Source organism: Streptomyces sp. NPDC050508 (assembly GCF_040655155.1).
Lineage (GTDB): Bacteria > Actinomycetota > Actinomycetes > Streptomycetales > Streptomycetaceae > Streptomyces.
On sequence record NZ_JBFAJJ010000016.1, the window covers coordinates 48,337 to 63,727 of the forward strand.

Annotated in this window: 11 protein-coding genes and 2 pseudogenes; 9 read left to right on the top strand and 4 right to left on the bottom strand. The window is 71.9% G+C overall.

The window, feature by feature from the left end; all coding sequences use genetic code 11:
• Positions 1-169: 169 nt before the first annotated feature.
• Together AB0I69_RS36225 and AB0I69_RS36230 are read left to right on the top strand one after the other, a co-directional pair.
• Positions 170-1,921 (top strand): hypothetical protein, encoded by a 1,752-nt coding sequence (locus AB0I69_RS36225; protein WP_363099977.1) that lies wholly within the window; start codon positions 170-172, stop codon positions 1,919-1,921.
• Between the two features lie 409 nt (positions 1,922-2,330).
• Positions 2,331-2,669, top strand: a pseudogene (locus tag AB0I69_RS36230) (sodium-dependent transporter); the annotation flags it as partial.
• Positions 2,670-2,673: 4 nt separating this feature from the next.
• Here AB0I69_RS36230 and AB0I69_RS36235 read toward each other — a convergent pair.
• Together AB0I69_RS36235 and AB0I69_RS36240 are read right to left on the bottom strand one after the other, a co-directional pair.
• Complete coding sequence (locus AB0I69_RS36235) at positions 2,674-4,536, bottom strand: phosphatidylglycerol lysyltransferase domain-containing protein (protein WP_363100145.1); 1,863 nt, start codon at positions 4,534-4,536, stop codon at positions 2,674-2,676.
• Positions 4,537-4,937: 401 nt separating this feature from the next.
• A complete protein-coding gene (locus AB0I69_RS36240; RefSeq protein WP_363099978.1) occupies positions 4,938-5,375 on the bottom strand; it encodes a hypothetical protein in 438 nt (145 codons plus the stop codon).
• Positions 5,376-5,613: 238 nt separating this feature from the next.
• Here AB0I69_RS36240 and AB0I69_RS36245 point away from each other — a divergent pair, with 238 nt between their 5' ends.
• Complete coding sequence (locus tag AB0I69_RS36245; protein WP_363100146.1) at positions 5,614-6,951, top strand: hypothetical protein; 1,338 nt, start codon at positions 5,614-5,616, stop codon at positions 6,949-6,951.
• A 243-nt stretch (positions 6,952-7,194) separates the two neighbouring features.
• On the opposite strand, the pseudogene AB0I69_RS36250 reads toward AB0I69_RS36245, so the two are convergent.
• Positions 7,195-7,500, bottom strand: a pseudogene (locus tag AB0I69_RS36250) (GtrA family protein); the annotation flags it as partial.
• A 354-nt stretch (positions 7,501-7,854) separates the two neighbouring features.
• Here AB0I69_RS36250 and AB0I69_RS36255 point away from each other — a divergent pair.
• On the top strand, positions 7,855-9,048 hold the full coding sequence (locus AB0I69_RS36255) for a hypothetical protein (protein ID WP_363099979.1): 1,194 nt from the start codon (positions 7,855-7,857) through the stop codon (positions 9,046-9,048).
• A gap of 43 nt (positions 9,049-9,091) precedes the next feature.
• On the opposite strand, the gene AB0I69_RS36260 is transcribed toward AB0I69_RS36255, so the two are convergent.
• The gene (locus AB0I69_RS36260; protein WP_363099980.1) at positions 9,092-10,414 is read right to left on the bottom strand and encodes a HAMP domain-containing sensor histidine kinase; all 1,323 of its coding nucleotides are present in this window, start codon (positions 10,412-10,414) and stop codon (positions 9,092-9,094) included.
• A 156-nt stretch (positions 10,415-10,570) separates the two neighbouring features.
• Between AB0I69_RS36260 and AB0I69_RS36265 the strand changes: the two genes are divergently transcribed.
• From AB0I69_RS36265 to AB0I69_RS36285, 5 genes are read left to right on the top strand one after another with little or no spacing between them, the layout of a single operon-like run.
• Complete coding sequence (locus AB0I69_RS36265) at positions 10,571-11,218, top strand: hypothetical protein (RefSeq protein WP_363099981.1); 648 nt, start codon at positions 10,571-10,573, stop codon at positions 11,216-11,218.
• A 5-nt stretch (positions 11,219-11,223) separates the two neighbouring features.
• On the top strand, positions 11,224-11,928 hold the full coding sequence (locus tag AB0I69_RS36270; RefSeq protein WP_363100147.1) for an ABC transporter ATP-binding protein: 705 nt from the start codon (positions 11,224-11,226) through the stop codon (positions 11,926-11,928).
• Positions 11,915-12,073 carry a hypothetical protein gene (locus AB0I69_RS36275; protein ID WP_363099982.1) on the top strand — a complete coding sequence of 53 codons (159 nt, stop codon included), beginning with the start codon at positions 11,915-11,917 and terminating at the stop codon, positions 12,071-12,073. Before AB0I69_RS36270 ends, AB0I69_RS36275 begins: the two co-directional genes overlap by 14 nt.
• A complete protein-coding gene (locus AB0I69_RS36280; protein WP_363099983.1) occupies positions 12,060-12,722 on the top strand; it encodes an ATP-binding cassette domain-containing protein in 663 nt (220 codons plus the stop codon). The genes AB0I69_RS36275 and AB0I69_RS36280 overlap by 14 nt, the downstream gene beginning before the upstream one ends.
• Positions 12,719-15,367: an ABC transporter permease gene (locus AB0I69_RS36285; protein WP_363099984.1), complete on the top strand. Its 2,649-nt coding sequence runs from the start codon at positions 12,719-12,721 to the stop codon at positions 15,365-15,367. The genes AB0I69_RS36280 and AB0I69_RS36285 overlap by 4 nt, the downstream gene beginning before the upstream one ends.
• The last annotated feature ends 24 nt before the right edge of the window (positions 15,368-15,391 follow it).

Genomic DNA, 15,391 nt, shown 5'->3' on the forward strand with positions numbered 1-15,391 from the left:
CGGCCTGATCGCCTTTCAGGGCCTGACCATCTGGCAGGCGCCGCTCGAGGGCGGCTGCATGGTGGAGCCGGCCATTCCTGAACACCAGGCCACTTTCTTATGACGCTCTCACCTCATCCGGCCGAATCTGGAGCGCCAATCTTTCTTCTACATGATGTAGTAGCTGAGTATGGAGAAGGTGGATACGGCCGCCCATACCGTCGACACGCGAGTGCGGTGGCACCACACACGCCCGCCCACCACCGGCCGGCCGCGAGCTGCCGACGACGCCGACAACCCCCAGCAGTGGCACCGGGGCATGACGCTGATCGGCACGATCAGCCTGTTCATCGGCACCCGCTCGGCCTGGACCCAGGCGATGCTCTCCGATCCGCCCGTCGCCGCGGTCATCTCCGTCTGTTACGCCGGGATCCTCGTGTGCGGGGTACTCGCGCTGACCGTACGAGGTCGGCGCGCCCTGGTCCGGGTGGACGCGGGAGTTCTCGTCCTCGCGGTGGCCCTGGTGCTGTGCGGTTACTGGCTGAACCACATCGGCACCGACGAGGGCGTACTGACCGCGCAGGCCGCGAACCAGATCGCGCACGGCCGCCCCGTCTACGGACAGCCCTGGCCCTGGCTGTTCGGCACATCCCATTCCGGCCTGACCAAGACGATGTCCGGCTCGGCCGACTACACGTACGGCTATCCACCACTGACCGCCCTGCTCACCGCACCGGTCCACGCCCTCCTGCACACTCCGGCAGCCGCCACCCTGGTCACCACGGGGGCGCTCATCGCCGGAACGGTCACGCTGTGGCTGCTGCTACCCGCCCCCTGGCGGTCGGCGGCCACCGCCGTGTGCCTCGGCTTCGGCGTCCTCCCCGGCTACGCCCGCTCCGGCTACCCGGCGATCGTCGCCCTGGCCCTGCTCATCCCGGTGACGGTCTACTGGCCGACCACCGGAGCGGGCGGACGCCTGGGACGGAGCGGGACCCTGCGGGCCGTGTGCCTGGGTGCCGCCTGCGCCGCCCAGCAACTGGCCTGGTTCTTCGCCCCGTTCCTGCTGATCGGCCTCTACGCGGTACGGCGCGGCGAACTCGGAGCCCGCCCCGCGGCGGCCGTGCTGGCCCGTTTCGCCGGAGTAGCCGCACTGACGTGGGCGGGCATCAACGCCTACTTCGCCGCCCAGGGCTTCTCCGTCTGGCTGCACGGACTGCTGCTGCCTCTCACCCAGAAGGCGATCCTGCACGGCCAGGGCCTCATGGGCATCTCCTACTACTTCACCGACGGCAGCAGCCGCCTCGACTACTACTCCTACGCCAGCGAACTGCTCCTCGTCGGCCTGCTCGCCGCGACCCTGCTGTTCGCCCGCCGCCTGGGAACGGCGCTGACCGTCCTGCCCTGGTTGTCCTTCTACCTCGCCACCCGCTCCCAGGACGGCTACTTCCTGATGATGACCCCGCTGTGGCTGGCCGCCGCCGCGACCGTTCCCGCCTCGGCCCTGGCCCACGCCTGGCAGCCCCGTATCCCCCGCCTCACCGGCCGCCCGGCCAAGGCCGCCGTAGCGATGGCGCTGGTCACCCCGGCACTGCTGTGCGCCTGCATCGCCGCCGCCAGCCCGCCACCCCTGCGTATGGCCCTCACCACTCACCTCACCGGCCGGTCCCACCCCTCCGTCACCTCCGTCACGGTGCGCGCGGCCAACACCACCGGCACCGCACTCACCCCGCACTTCGCCAGCCGACTCGGCCAGGGCGCCTCCAACTGGTGGACCATCACCTCGGGCCCCGCCACCCTCGCCCCGCACAGCACAGCCGTGTACGTCGTACGACCGGCCGGCGGCCACCGCGCCCTGCCCGGCGCGAATGGGCGCCTGTACCTCATCGCCGTGACCGGCACCCCCATGACGATCAGCACCGCACGCATCGACGTCACCACGTAGGCCCTGAAGCAGTGAGGAGCAGCCGAACGAACAAACTCGGCGCCGGCCGGGGAAGCAGCGATCCACATACGGCTGCCGCGGGCGGTGACAGCGCACACGATCGCCGCTCCCAGTCCCGCTCCGCCGGAGTTGTGGTCGGGTATCCGGCTCACAGGGGTTCCGGTCTCGGGCGGACCGGGCCCGGAAGAAACGGTCGAAGACATGGTCACCGCCACTGGCACCACGAAAGCCGACCCACCCGCCGGGCCGAGGTCGAGGCCGCCCTTGGCACCACTCACGTCACCCGGCCGATGGCGCTTTCCGGCCGGGTGACGGCCTTTCGCGTGACGGCCGGGCGCGCCGAACTCGCACACCCGAACAGGTCAGTGCGTCCGCCGAGTGCCTCAGTCGCGCCCGCCGGGCCGCGGAGACCTACGTCAACGCCAGCGGCGCCCTCGGCTCCTTCCTGGCCCATCCACGTCCGCTGCTGTTCACCGCCGCCCTCGCCGTGGCCGCCCTGGTGTGCGTGCTGTCCTTCGTGCTGGGCCGTCTGGCCGCCCGCATCCTGCGGCTGGAGGCCCCGGTGGCCTCGTCGCTGACGCCGGCCTGCGGCAGGAACAACAGCAGCGCCAGCGCGGTACTGATCACGACCTCGCTGCCCGACAAGCCCCACCTGCTGCTGCCGGTGCTCGCCTACGGGCTGCTGCAGAAGACGGCCGCCAACCGGGTCGTCGCCCGACTGCGGCCCGCGTCCCCCGCGGTGTCCTAGCGCGTCACGCTCGGAGCTGGGCCGAACCGGTCGCACGGGCCGAACGGGATGCCCCGTTCGGCTTTGCGGCCGGGAGACAGCCCACTGTCGAGCCGCCGTACATGCTGTGGGCCGCCGGGGCCGGTTCTCCCCCGGAGGCGGAGGAACGCCTGCGGCGCCGGAGGGCGGGCAGGGGTGGCGGGGTGAGGAAGCCCTCGGCGCGGGCGCTGGCCAGGCCGATGCGGGGGATGTCGCTGCTCTTGGCGAACAGCAGGAAGCGGGGCTCCCAGACGGGCCGGTATTTGGCGTTGGCGCGGTAGAGCGACTCGATCTGCCACCAGCGGGAGAAGAAGGTGAGCATCGAGCGCCACAGCCGCAGTACCGGGCCTGCGCCGAGGCGGGCGCCGCGTTCGAAGACCGAGCGGAACATGGCGAAGTTCAGCGACACCCGAGGTACGCCCAACTCCTCGGCACGCAGCAGCAGTTCAACGACCATGAACTCCATCAGGCCGTTCTCGCAGGCGCGTTCCCGGCGCATCAGGTCCAGGGAGAGGCCGTGCTCGCCCCAGGGGACGAAGCTGAGCAGGGCGCGCGGTTCGCCGTCGGCGTCGCGGCATTCCAGCATCACGCAGCGGCCGTCGCCGGGGTCGCCGAGCCGTCCCAGCGCCATGGAGAAGCCGCGTTCGGTCGGTCCGTCGCGCCAGTGGTCGGCCTTGTCGATCAGCAGGGCCATCTCGTCGTCCGTGATGTCCTCGTGGCGCCTGATGCGCACCGTGTATCCGGCCCGGCGCACCCGGTTGTGGGCCTGTCGTACGGCCCGCATGGCACGTCCTTCGAGGGTGAAGTCGGCGATCTCCACGATGGCCTCGTCGCCGAGCTCCAGGGCGTCCAGCCCATGCCGGGCGTAGATGGTGCCGGCCTCCTCGCTCGCGCCCATCACTGCCGGGGTCCAGGCGTGCCGGCGGGCCTCTTCCAGCCACGCGTCGATGGCACCGGGCCATGCCTCGGGATCGCCGACGGGGTCGCCGGAGGCCAGGCTGACGCCGCCGACCACCCGGTAGGTGACGGCCGCCTTGCCGCTGGGCGAGAACATGGCGGCCTTGTCGCGGCGCAGGGCGAAGTAGCCGAGGGAGTCCCGCTCACCGTGCCGGGCCAGCAGGTCGCGCAGCCGCTGTTCGTCGTCCTCGCCGAGCAGGGCTCGGCCGCGCGGGGCACGGAAGCAGGCGTACAGGACGAGCAGGAAGGTAGCTGCGATCAGGATGTTGATGAGGACGTCGACCCAGCGCGGCGCGTGCACGGCGTCGACACGGTCGGCGAGCGGACCGACGCTGATACCGCGCAGCAGGGTGTAGGCGATCTCGTCGGTCAGCGTGGCGCCGGGCAGCTTGTTGGTGGCGGCGACCAGCAGCGTGCCGATCGTGCCGCTGACGAGGAGCCCGCCCGCTCCCGCGGCGAGGGCCAGCTTCGGATTGGAGCGGTCCCCGACGGCCTTGAACTCCCCGCGCCCGACGAGCAGCGCGGCCACGAACAGGCCGGTGAGCAGCAGGGAACCCCAGTTGGTGACGTGCTCGCGGTACGCCTCCTGAGTCATGGCCAGCGTGTAGAGCGCGAACAGCCCGCCGGCCAGCAGCAGGTTGAAGATCCACGCGGCCCGTTTGCGGCGCCGCATCACCATGGCGAGGAAGAGTGCCAGCGCCGCCGAGATGAGCCCGGCGGTGGCCAGATACGGGGTGAAGTACTCACCGACATTGTGCTCCTGGACCTCGTCGCGGAACGACAGCGAGACCACCGCGGCCAGGTTGAGCACGGCGAGCAGCCGCAGGTACCAGACCGTGGCCGAGGCCGCGCTCCCGCGCAGCCGTGTGCGTGGGCGCGGTGGCCCGGTCAGGGAGGGAACGCGGTCCGTGGGCGTGTGCTGTCGGAGGTTCGAGGGCGAAAGGTGTGCGGGCACCGTGGGGGTTCACCTCGGAGGGAGGCCGGGGTCACCGGCGTGGACGGGGACGGAAGAGAGGCCGGGTCGGCGGGGGAGGCTATGCGGATCTGATGCATGACCTGGGCTGTTCGTCCGGCGACGCATCGTACGGTTCCCAGGCGCCGAGGTCGTCGTCGGCGGGGTGGAACAGGTCGACGGGGACACCGCTGCCGACGTCCTCCTGGATTTCGACCGGTGCCAGGGCCTGCCGGTGGCCCACGGTGCGTCGGGGAAGTCGCGCTCAAGCCGTCCTGTTCGCCGAAGGGGCGTCACACCGGGCGGAGTCGGGGGCGCTGGAGCCGGCATGGCGGCTGGTGTCACCGCTTCTCCTCCCGCGCGCAGGCGATCGACACGTTGTCCGAGACCGTGCAGTACAGCTGCACCCGCACCCCGGCCGCATGCTGCGCCGGGCAGAGGAAGACGTTGTTCTCGCCGTTGATGCCGTCCGGATGCCTGCCCAGCCGCAGCGGCTCTCCCTCCGTCCCCGTGTCCAGGTAGATGTCCCAGATCCAGTCCCGTGCGGTGCACGCGGTGGCGAGGGCGTCCAGCGGAAGACATACGTGGAACCGGCCGTCGTAACCGTCGGCGGGCAGCCGCATCTCGGCTTGGCCTCCGTCGCGGGCCCGAAGCAGGAGGGTGGCCGTGTCGGCGACGGCTCCGACCAGGCACAACCGCAGCACGATCCGTCCCCGGCGCGGCCGGACCTCGTCGACCTCCGCGGTGCGCTCCGGGGGTGTGCGGGCTAGTTTGACCATGGTTGGCCCGGCTCCTGCAGGTGACCCTACAGCCTGTAGGGTAATGGACACTCTACATGCTGTCAGGGGCGAGGGACGGACGATGACCAGAGCCGTGCAGACCGTGACACTCGACCGCATCGGCGGCCACGAGCCGCCGCTCGGCCCGGCCGCGGGATGGAGCCGCAAGGGCCAGTGGTGGCTGGCGGCGGTGGCGGGCGCCTTCGTCCTGGCCCAATTGACCCTCGTACGACCGGGGATGGGGCTGGGCTGGGACGAGTCGGTGTACGTCAGCCAGGTCAGCTCCCACGCCCCGGCGTCGTTCTTCAGCGCCCCGCGGGCCCGCGGCATCTCGCTGCTGGTGGCACCGGTCGCCGGATGGTCGTCGTCCACCCCGCTCCTGCGGGTCTACCTGGCCCTGCTGGCGGGCCTCGGACTGTTCGTGGCGCTGCGCGCCTGGCGCGGCCTGTTCCCGGTCCGGGTGCTCGCGCTGGGCGGCGCCCTGTTCGCGAGCCTGTGGGTGACCCTCTTCTACGGTCCCCAGGCCATGCCCAACTACTGGGTGGCGGTCGGCGCCCTGGCCGGTGTCGGCTGCTTCCTGCAGGCCCAGACCGACCGCACCCGACGCGGTCCGGTGTGGGGGCTGGCGGCAAGTGCCCTGCTGATGGCGTGGATGCGGCCCACGGACGCAGTGTGGGTGGCCTTGCCGCTGCTCTTCGTTCTGGTGGTTCTGCGCCAGTGGCGGCACGCGCGGCTGCTCATCGCTCTGGTGGGTGGCCTGGTGGCCGGGGCGGCCGAATGGGTGATAGAGGCGTACGTCCGCTTCGGTGGGCTGAGTCAGCGGCTGTCCGAGGGATCCGACATCCAGGGCGGTCTGGGCTGGCACATCGCCATCGGTGACCAACTGCGCAGCCTGAGTGGGCGTTCGCTCTGCCGCCCGTGCACCGGCGCGATGCCGAACCCCGTGGTGACGGCCTGGTGGTTCACCCTGCCGGTGCTGGCGGCCATCGGGCTGGCAGTCGCCATGCGGGGCCGGCGCACGCCGTCCACCGCGCTGCCGTTGGCCTGCGCGGTGACGGCGGCGATCCCGTATCTGTTCCTCATCGGCTACGCCGCGCCCCGCTTCCTGCTGCCCACCTACGCACTGCTGGCCATCCCGGTCACCGACGCGCTCGTCTGGCTGGTCACCGCGCCGGGCCGGGCCTGGCGGCCGGTCGCCGTGACGCTGGTGGCGGTGGGCCTTGCCGGGCATCTGGCGGTGCAGTACGCGGTGCTGGCACACACCGTCCAGCGCACCACCGCCGGCCACAAGGACTGGGAGCGCACCGCCGCGGCGCTGCGCCGACTGGGTGTACGCCCGCCCTGTCTGCTCACGGGGCCCTCGACCATCCCGATCGCCTTCTCCGCCGGGTGCGGCTCCGCCAGTACCGACGGCCCCAACGCCAACACCGACGCTACGGGCATCGCCCAGGCGGCCCGGCGGATGCCGGTCGCCGTCCTCACCACCGGCGCGACTCGTCCGCCGTCCTACGCCCGCGGCTGGAGACTCGTCCGGCTGGAGGGTGCCGTGTATGCCTACATCGCCCCCACCCCATGACCGCTCCAACTACGCCCCGCCCGCGCCTCAGGGCGACACGCCCGCTGGCCCTTGTTGCTGCTGGTCGCCGCGACGTCCGCCTCGGCTATACCGAATGTTTTTCCCGCAGCTGCGGGAAACTCGGTCGCCTTGGCGCGGTGCGCATGCTCGTTGTGTACGCCGTCGCACAGATGTCGGTGACGGCAGGTCCGCGAAATCCGTCGAGTGTCAGCGCGTGACACCGGTTCGGCGCACGGAGCCGTCGTACAGCACCCCGTTCTCGATGACCAGGCCGCCGACGCTGAATAAACAGAAGAGAGCGAACTCCGCGGTACTCCCCTGCGGGTCACGGTGCCGATAGGTGAAGTACCGGAAACCCAGGTAATTGAAGACTATTGCCACGCTGGTCGCAATGATGCTGCATCGCACCACGGGCAGAGAGGTCACGGCTCGGCCGAGGTTGAACACGGCGAGATTCACCCCGATGCCCAGCCCACCGACGGCACCGAACCTGGCGACCTCCCGAAGCAGCGCGGAAAGATCCGTGCGCTTCGCGTCTGGTTCATCCACGGATTTCACCGGGCGCGCAAACCTCCAGACGTTCGGGTTTCGCACTGTCGTGCTCCGAGGTCGTCGGCCGGACCGCGGGTACGTACGCGGTTCACTGGCCGTCGGATCGGTGTCCAGCCGCGACCGAACCGCCCGGCTCGTTGGGATTCAAAGCCCGTTCCGACGCGTCTCGGTGCGATCTTTCTCAGCACCGTAACCCGGCCGCCTGCGTGAGGTGGTGATGTCGCGAGGGCGACATTAACTATAAACATCACTGATTCTCATGAAGTAAGAGATTTCCCGACATTGGAACCCGGCCTCCCGTTCGCTCCCTCCTACAGGGCGGAGAAGGAGGTCGAAATCGGTGACAATGCCGTGAAGACCATCGACGCGTTCACGCGGCGGTTCGCGCCGATACTCGATCCACGGTCTCAGCGGCGGGGGTGGCGTTTCGCGCTGGGGAAGGCACTGCCGGCACTGATGTCGTTCGCCGCCGTGCGGCTGACCGGTGTGGTCATGGCGACCTTGTGGTCGCTGCACCTGGGCAGGCACCCGCGCACCGTGTTCGGCCTGGAATGGGACGGCCGCTGGTACTGGCACATCTCCCAGTACGGCTACGGCCTGATCGTCCACGGCAAAGGGGGCCACAGCGTCTACAACGACCTGGCGTTCTTCCCTCTCTTCCCAGGTCTGATCCGCGCCGTGAGCACGGTGACACCGATCGGCCCGGTCAACGTCGCGCTGCTCATCGCATGGAGTGCCGCCCTGGTGGCGGCCTGGGGCGTGTACGCGATCGGCGAGCTGCTGCACGGACGACACGTCGGGATCATCCTCGTGGTGCTGTGGGCGCTGCTGCCGCACGCGATCATCCTGACGATGGCGTACACGGAACCCCTGATGACCGCCTTCGCCGCATGGTCGCTGTATGCCGTGCTGACGCGTCGCTGGCTGACCGCGGGGACGCTGGCGGTGCTGGCCGGGCTGTGCCGTCCCAACGGCCTGGCTGTGGCGGTCGCCGTCGTCACCGGCGCGGTCGCTCACCTCTGGCAGCTGCGCCGCACCGGGGAGCCCACCGCTCCACGCGCCTGGGCGGCTGCTGTCACGGCTCCTCTCGGATGGCTGGGCTACATCGGCTGGGTGGGACTCAGGACCCGCAACCCGGCCGGCTACTTCCACGTGCAGAGCCTCTGGGGCTCACGCTTCGACTTCGGCCACTACACCGCCCATACCTTCAGGCATCTGATCGTCGGGCACGACACCCTCGTCGTCTACGCGACCGCCGCGATCATCCTTGGTTCCCTGCTGCTGTTCCTCTTCTGCACACTGAACGGGCAGCCCCTTCCCCTGCTCGCGTACTGCGCCGTCCTCATCGTGATGGCCGTCGGCGGCAGCCACTTCTTCACGAGCAAGCCGAGGTTCCTGCTGCCGGCCTTCCCTCTGCTGCTCCCGCTCGCCTTGCATCTGGCGCGCAGCCGCCTGCGCACCATCGCCGTCCTGCTCACCGCTCTGGCCGGCGTCTCCCTTTTCTACGGCACCTACCTGCTCACCGTCTCCCATCGGGCCCTGTGACGGGAGGGCCGCTTGCCCGGTCCGGAGGAGCAGCCCGGCGTCCTCAGCCGTCGCCGTCCCCTGCTCTGTCTCCGGTCCCGTCCTGACGGACCGGTACCAGCACGGTGAAGGTGGTGGTGCGACGGCCGGTCAGGGAGAGTCTGCCGCCGAGGGTGACGGTCAGGTCCCGGGCGAGGGCGAGTCCGATGCCCTCTCCCTCTCCGTCACCGGTGTGTCCGCGCTCGAAGGGCCGGGTCGTCTCGATGCCGCCCTCGTCGGCGACGTCGAAGGCGAGGGCGTCACCGAGGTCCCGGGCCGTGAGGCGGACGGTGCCACGGCCGTGCACGCGCGCGTTGTCCAGCAGGATGCCGAGGATCTCGGCGACCGGGGCACCCGGGACGCGGGCGTCGCCCGGTGTGTCACCCGTCGTGCACAGCAGCCGCCTGCCGTCGCGGGCGAACAGCCCGTGCCAGTGGTCCTCGGTCTCCTCCATCAGCCGTTCGACCGGCACGGAAGGGGCCCGAGTGCCGGGCAGGCCGGGGGAACGGGACAGCCGCAGCACCTCCTCCACCGTGCCGTGCAGGCGGCGGGTGGTGGCCAGCGCCTCCTCCAAGGCGGGGCGCAGCAGGGCGTCGTTGTCCTGGGCGAGGCCCGCCTCCAGGCTGAGCTGCAGTCCGGTCAGCGGGGTGCGCAGCTGGTGGGAGGCGTTGTCGGTGAAGTCCCGTTCGTGGCGAAGGAGTTCGGTGAGGCTGTGCAGCATCTCGTTGTGGGTGCGGGCGACCTGGTCGATCTCGGCGATGCTGCTGGGCGTGGCGCGTGCGCTCAGGTCGCCGGCGGTGACGGCCCGCCTGTGGCGGGAGAGGTCCTCCAACGGGGCGGCCAGCACCCGCGCCTGGCGGCGGGCGACCAGGACCGCCACGGTCAGGGCGAGGGCGCAGGCGCAGGCGAGGGCGGCCCACACGGCGAGGACGCGGGCGCGTACTGCGTCGGTGGGCGAGGAGGCGCGGACGACGCCGATGACCTGCTCGGCGTGCGAGACCGGCACGGTGACGGTGAGGTCACCGCCCGAGTGACCGCGCACCACCGTCGCGCCGAGGGCCCGCCGCACCGCCGCGTCACCGGTCCTGGGGCCGCTGCCCGCCCGCAGCCGCAGGTGGGTGTCGTACAGGCCGAGGTGCCCTCCGGCCGGCGGCGCGGGCAGTTCGACGGGATCGCCGGTCGTGTAGTCCGGGCTGACCCGCACGGCACCCGACAGGGCCGCGCGCTCCAGGGTGTCGCGCTGGTCGGCGTACAGGGACGACCTGATGGCCAGGGCCAGCGGGACGGCGAGGAGGACCACGGCGACCAGGGCGGCGGTGAGGGCGACGCGCACGACACGCTGTCTCATGCCTTCATCCTGCGGGCCGCCGGCCTGCCCGGAGGTGGTGCGCCACGCGCTTTTGCCGTCGTCTAACCGTCGGCGTGCCGGGCGTTAACCGGCCGCCTCCTAGCGTCGGTGCCATGACCGATCCCCGGTCGCAGGCTTTCCGGGAGGGCAGTGGCCATGGCTCCTGTACGCACATCCGCCGCCGTAGGGCTGGTGCTGGTCGCGGCAGTGATCAGCGGGTGTTCGGGCTCCGGCTCGCACTCAGGGTCCGGCTCGCACTCGGGGTCCGCTACGTCCGCCGCCCCGGCCGGCGCGGGCAGCGCCGGGGCGACCCCCGTGCCCACCGAGTCGAATCCGCCCGGCGACATCCCCGACAACCAGGTGTACGTGGCGTACCGGCCCGCCGGCGGTTTCACCGGCTTCCTGGTGAAGGTGCCCGAGGGCTGGGCCCGTACCGGGCAGGGCGCCACGACCGTGTTCACGGACAAGCTGAACACCGTCCGCGTCACCACGGCCACCGCCTCCGCGGCGCCCACGGTCGGGTCCGTCACGAACACCGTCGTGCCCCAACTCAAGGCTCAGGTACCGAAGTTCGCGGGGCCGAAGGTGGCCGAGGTGACCCGGCACGTCGGCCGTGTCGTCCGGCTGACCTACCGGGGCGACTCCGCCAAGGACCCGGTCACCGGCAAGGTGGTGCGGGACGCGTTCGAGCGGTACGCCTTCCACCGGCAGGGCCACGAGGTGGACCTGACGTTGTCCGGTCCGGTCAACGCCGACAACGTCGACCCGTGGCGGATCGTCAGCGACTCCTTCGCGTGGCGGTGACCGTCATGCCCACCCGGTCGCACGACGACGCGCTCACCGCCCGCGAGTTGTACCGCTTCTACCGTGCGGGCGAGGAGGAGACCCTGGCCCTGCGCGGGGTGTCGCTGACGGTGTGGCGCGGCGAGACGGTCGCCGTCGTCGGCCCCTCGGGAGCGGGCAAGTCCACCCTGCTGGCGTGCCTGGCCGGACTCGACGAGCCCTCCGGCGGCGACGTCCATGTGGACGGTGTCCGTATCAGCCACCGGCCGGAGACCGAGCGGGCCCGGCTGCGCGCCCGCCACATCGGCGTCCTGCTCCAGAGCCGCAACCTGCTGCCGCACCTGACCGTGCGGGACAACATCCGCCTGGCCCAGCGGGCCGTGCGCGGCCGTCCCGCTGTCGCGGCCGAGGCGCTGCTGGAGCAGGTGGGGCTCGGCCGGCGGACCCGCGCCCTGCCGCGGCAGCTGTCCGGCGGTGAACTGGCGCGCGCCGGGCTGGCCGTGGCCCTCGCGAACTCCCCCGCCGTGCTGCTGGCCGACGAACCGACCGGTGAACTCGACGGCGGCACCGAGCAGTTGGTGCTGCGGATGGTACGGGAGCGGGCCGCGGACGGCTGCGCGGTACTGATCGTCACGCACAGCGCGGAGGCCGTCCGGATCGCCGACAGGGTGATCACCCTGGAGGACGGGCAGGCCCGGGAAACACGGGAGGCGAGCGATGTCCGGCACTGACGTACTCGTCGCCTGCCACGACGCGGCACTGACCTTCGGACGCGGCACTACAGCGACAGTGGTCATGCACGTGACCGACCGGCTCATCGCCCCGACCTACGGGCAGGCCCGGGAGACACGGGAGGCGAGCGATGTCCGGCACTGACGTACTCGTCGCCTGCCACGACGCGGCACTGACCTTCGGGCGCGGCACGACGGCAGTGGTGGCCGTGCACGGGACCGACCTGAGCATCCGGCCCGGCGACCGGCTGGCGATCGTAGGCCCGTCCGGGTCGGGCAAGTCGTCTCTGCTGCATCTGCTGGCCGGGCTCGAATGCCCCACCAGCGGCGGCGTCTCCTGGCCCGGCCTCGACGGGGGCACCGACATCGGGCTGGTGTTCCAGGCCGACAGCCTCGTCCCCGCCCTCGACGTCGCCGAGAACACCGCTCTCCCGCTCGTCCTCGCTGGCCGGACAGAGACCCAGGCCCGCCTGCCGGTCACCGAGTCCCTCGACCTGGTCGGCGCGGCCGACCTCGCCGACCGGCTGCCCGAGGAGATCTCCGGCGGGCAGGCCCAGCGGGTCGCCGTGGCCCGCGTACTCGCCCAGGAACCACGACTGATCCTCGCCGACGAACCCACCGGCCGCCTCGACCACGCCACCGGCGCCCGCGTCCTGGACGCCCTGCTCACGGCGGCGGACCGCACGGGCGCCGCCCTCGTCGTCACCACCCACGACCCCGCCGTCGCCGCCCGGCTCACCGTCCGGCGGGCCATGCGCGACGGTCGGCTGCTCGCACCGGAGGACACGTCATGATCACCTCGTGGGCCAGGAGTCTGGCGCGCCATCGGGCCGGACGGCTGCTGGCGGCCATGACCGGCATCGCGCTCGCCGTCGCCCTGGTCGCCGCCCTCGGCTCCTTCCTCACCGCCTCGAAGGCGACCATGACCCAGCGCGCCGTCCGCTCGGTCGCCGTGGACTGGCAGGTCGAGGTACAGCCCGGCGCGGACCCCAACTCCGTTCTCCGGCAGGTCCGCACCGACCCCGGTACCCGAGCCGCCCTCCCGGTCGGCTACGCCCGCGCCACCGGCTTCACCGCCCAGGTGCAGGGCAGCACCCAGACCACGGGCCCCGGCATGACCATCGGCCTGCCACCCGGCTACCGCCACCTGTTCCCCGACGCGATCCGAACTCTCTCCGGCTCGCCCGACGGCGTGCTGCTCGCCCAGCAGACCGCCTCCAACCTGCGCGCAGCCCCCGGCGACGCCGTCACGATCCAACTGCCGGGCACCGGACCGCGCCAGGTGCGCGTGGACGGCGTGGTCGACCTGCCCCAGGCCGACTCCCTGTTCCAGAAGGTCGGCGCCCCCACCCAGTCCCAGCCGACCGCACCCCCCGACAACGTCATCCTCCTGCCCGCCGCCCGGTTCACCTCCCTCACCCGCAGCGCCACCGCCCTCACCACCCAAATCCACGTCGCCCGAGACGCCCGCCTGCCCGCCGACCCGGCCGCCGCCTTCAGCACCGTGACCGGCGCCGCCCACCACCTCGAAGGCAAGACCGCCGGCGGCGCCCTGGTCGGCGACAACCTCGGCGCCGCCCTCGACTCCGCCCGCCAGGACGCCCTCTACGCCCAGATCCTCTTCCTCTTCCTCGGCGTGCCCGGAGCAGTCCTGGCCGCCGCACTGACCGCCGCGGTCGCCTCGGCGGGCGGCCAACGGCGCCGCCAGGAACAGGGGTTGCTGCGGCTGCGCGGGCTGCGCCCCCGTCAGATCACCGCGCTCGCGGGCCTGGAAGCCGCACTCGTGGGCGGTGTGGGCGGGTTCGCCGGTCTGGGCATCGCGGCGCTGACCGGGCGCCTCGCCTTCGGCGCCGCCTCCTTCGGCGCGAACGCGGCCAGTTGGGTCATCTGGTACGGCATCGCCTTCGTCCTCGGCGCCGCCGTGGCCGCCTGCGCCGTCCTCGTCCCCGCGCTGCGCGACCTGCGCTCGGTGACCGTCGCGGACACCCGCAAGGAGACCGGCGTCCGCGCCACCCGCTCCCCCTGGTGGCTGCGCTACGGCCTCGACTTCGCGCTGCTCATCGGCTCCTGGCTGATCTTCCGCGCCTCCTCCGGCAACCAGTACGCCCTCGTCCTGGCCCCCGAGGGCGTGCCCACCCTCTCCGTCTCCTACTGGGCCTTCCTCGGCCCGGCCCTGCTGTGGATCGGCGCCGCCCTGCTGCTGTGGCGCATGGTCCTGCTCGCCCTCACCCACGGCCGCCCGGCCCTGGCCCGACTGGCCCGCCCGCTGACCGCCACCCTCGTCGGCACCACGGCCGCCGTACTGTCCCGGCGCCGCCGCCCGCTGGCCCGCTCCGTGGTGCTGCTCGCCCTCGCGCTGTCCTTCGCCCTCTCCACCGCCGTCTTCAACGCCACCTACCACCAGCAGGCCGAGGCCGACGCCCGGCTGACCAACGGCGCCGACGTCACCGTCACCGAACCCCCCGGCGCCCACGTCCCGCCCGGCGCCGCGAGCACGCTGAAGGTCTCCGGCGTACGGCACGTCGAGCCCGTCCAGCACCGCTTCGCCTACGTCGGCTCCGACCTCCAGGACCTCTACGGCGTCCGCCCCGACACCATCGCCCACGCCACCTCGCTCCAGGACGCCTACTTCGCCGGCGGCACCGCCCACCAGCTCATGCGCCGCCTCGCCCAACGCCCCGACAACCTCCTGGTCAGCGTGGAGACCGTCCACGACTTCCAGCTCTCCCCCGGAGACACCGTCAACCTCCGCGTCCAGGACGCCCTCACCAAGGCCCTGCGCACCGTCCCGTTCCACTACGCCGGAATCGTCAAGGAGTTCCCCACCGCCCCCAAGGACAGCTTCTTCGTCGCCAACGCCGCCTACGTGGCGAAGGCGACCGGCAGCGACGCGGTCGGCGCGTTCCTGCTCGACACCGGCGGCACCCACCAGCAGCGGATCGCCGCCCACCTGCGAAAGCAGCTCGGCACCAGCGCCGCTGTCACCGATCTCACCCAGACCCGCGGCACCGTGGGCACCAGCCTCACCTCGGTCGACCTGGCCGGCCTGACCCGCATCGAACTCGCCTTCGCCGTCCTCCTGTCGGCCGGAGCGGGCGGACTCGTCCTCGCCCTCGGCCTGGCCGAACGCCGCCGCACCTTCGCCATTGCCACCGTGCTCGGCGCGAAACCCCGCCAACTGCGCGGCATGGTCCTCACCGAGGCCCTGCTGCTGACCGCCGGCGGACTGGTGGGCGGCGCACTCATCGGCTGGGCGCTGTCCGAGATGCTGGTGAAGGTCCTCACCGGCGTCTTCGACCCACCCCCGGCGAGCCTGTCCGTGCCCTCCGGCTACCTGATCCTGACCACGGGCGCCGCGGTGGCCGCCGTACTGGCCGCCGCCCTCAACGGCATCCGCAGCGCCGGACGCCCGGCCGTCGAGGAACTGCGCGACCTGTGACCGCGCCGTACCGGACCGGCGAGC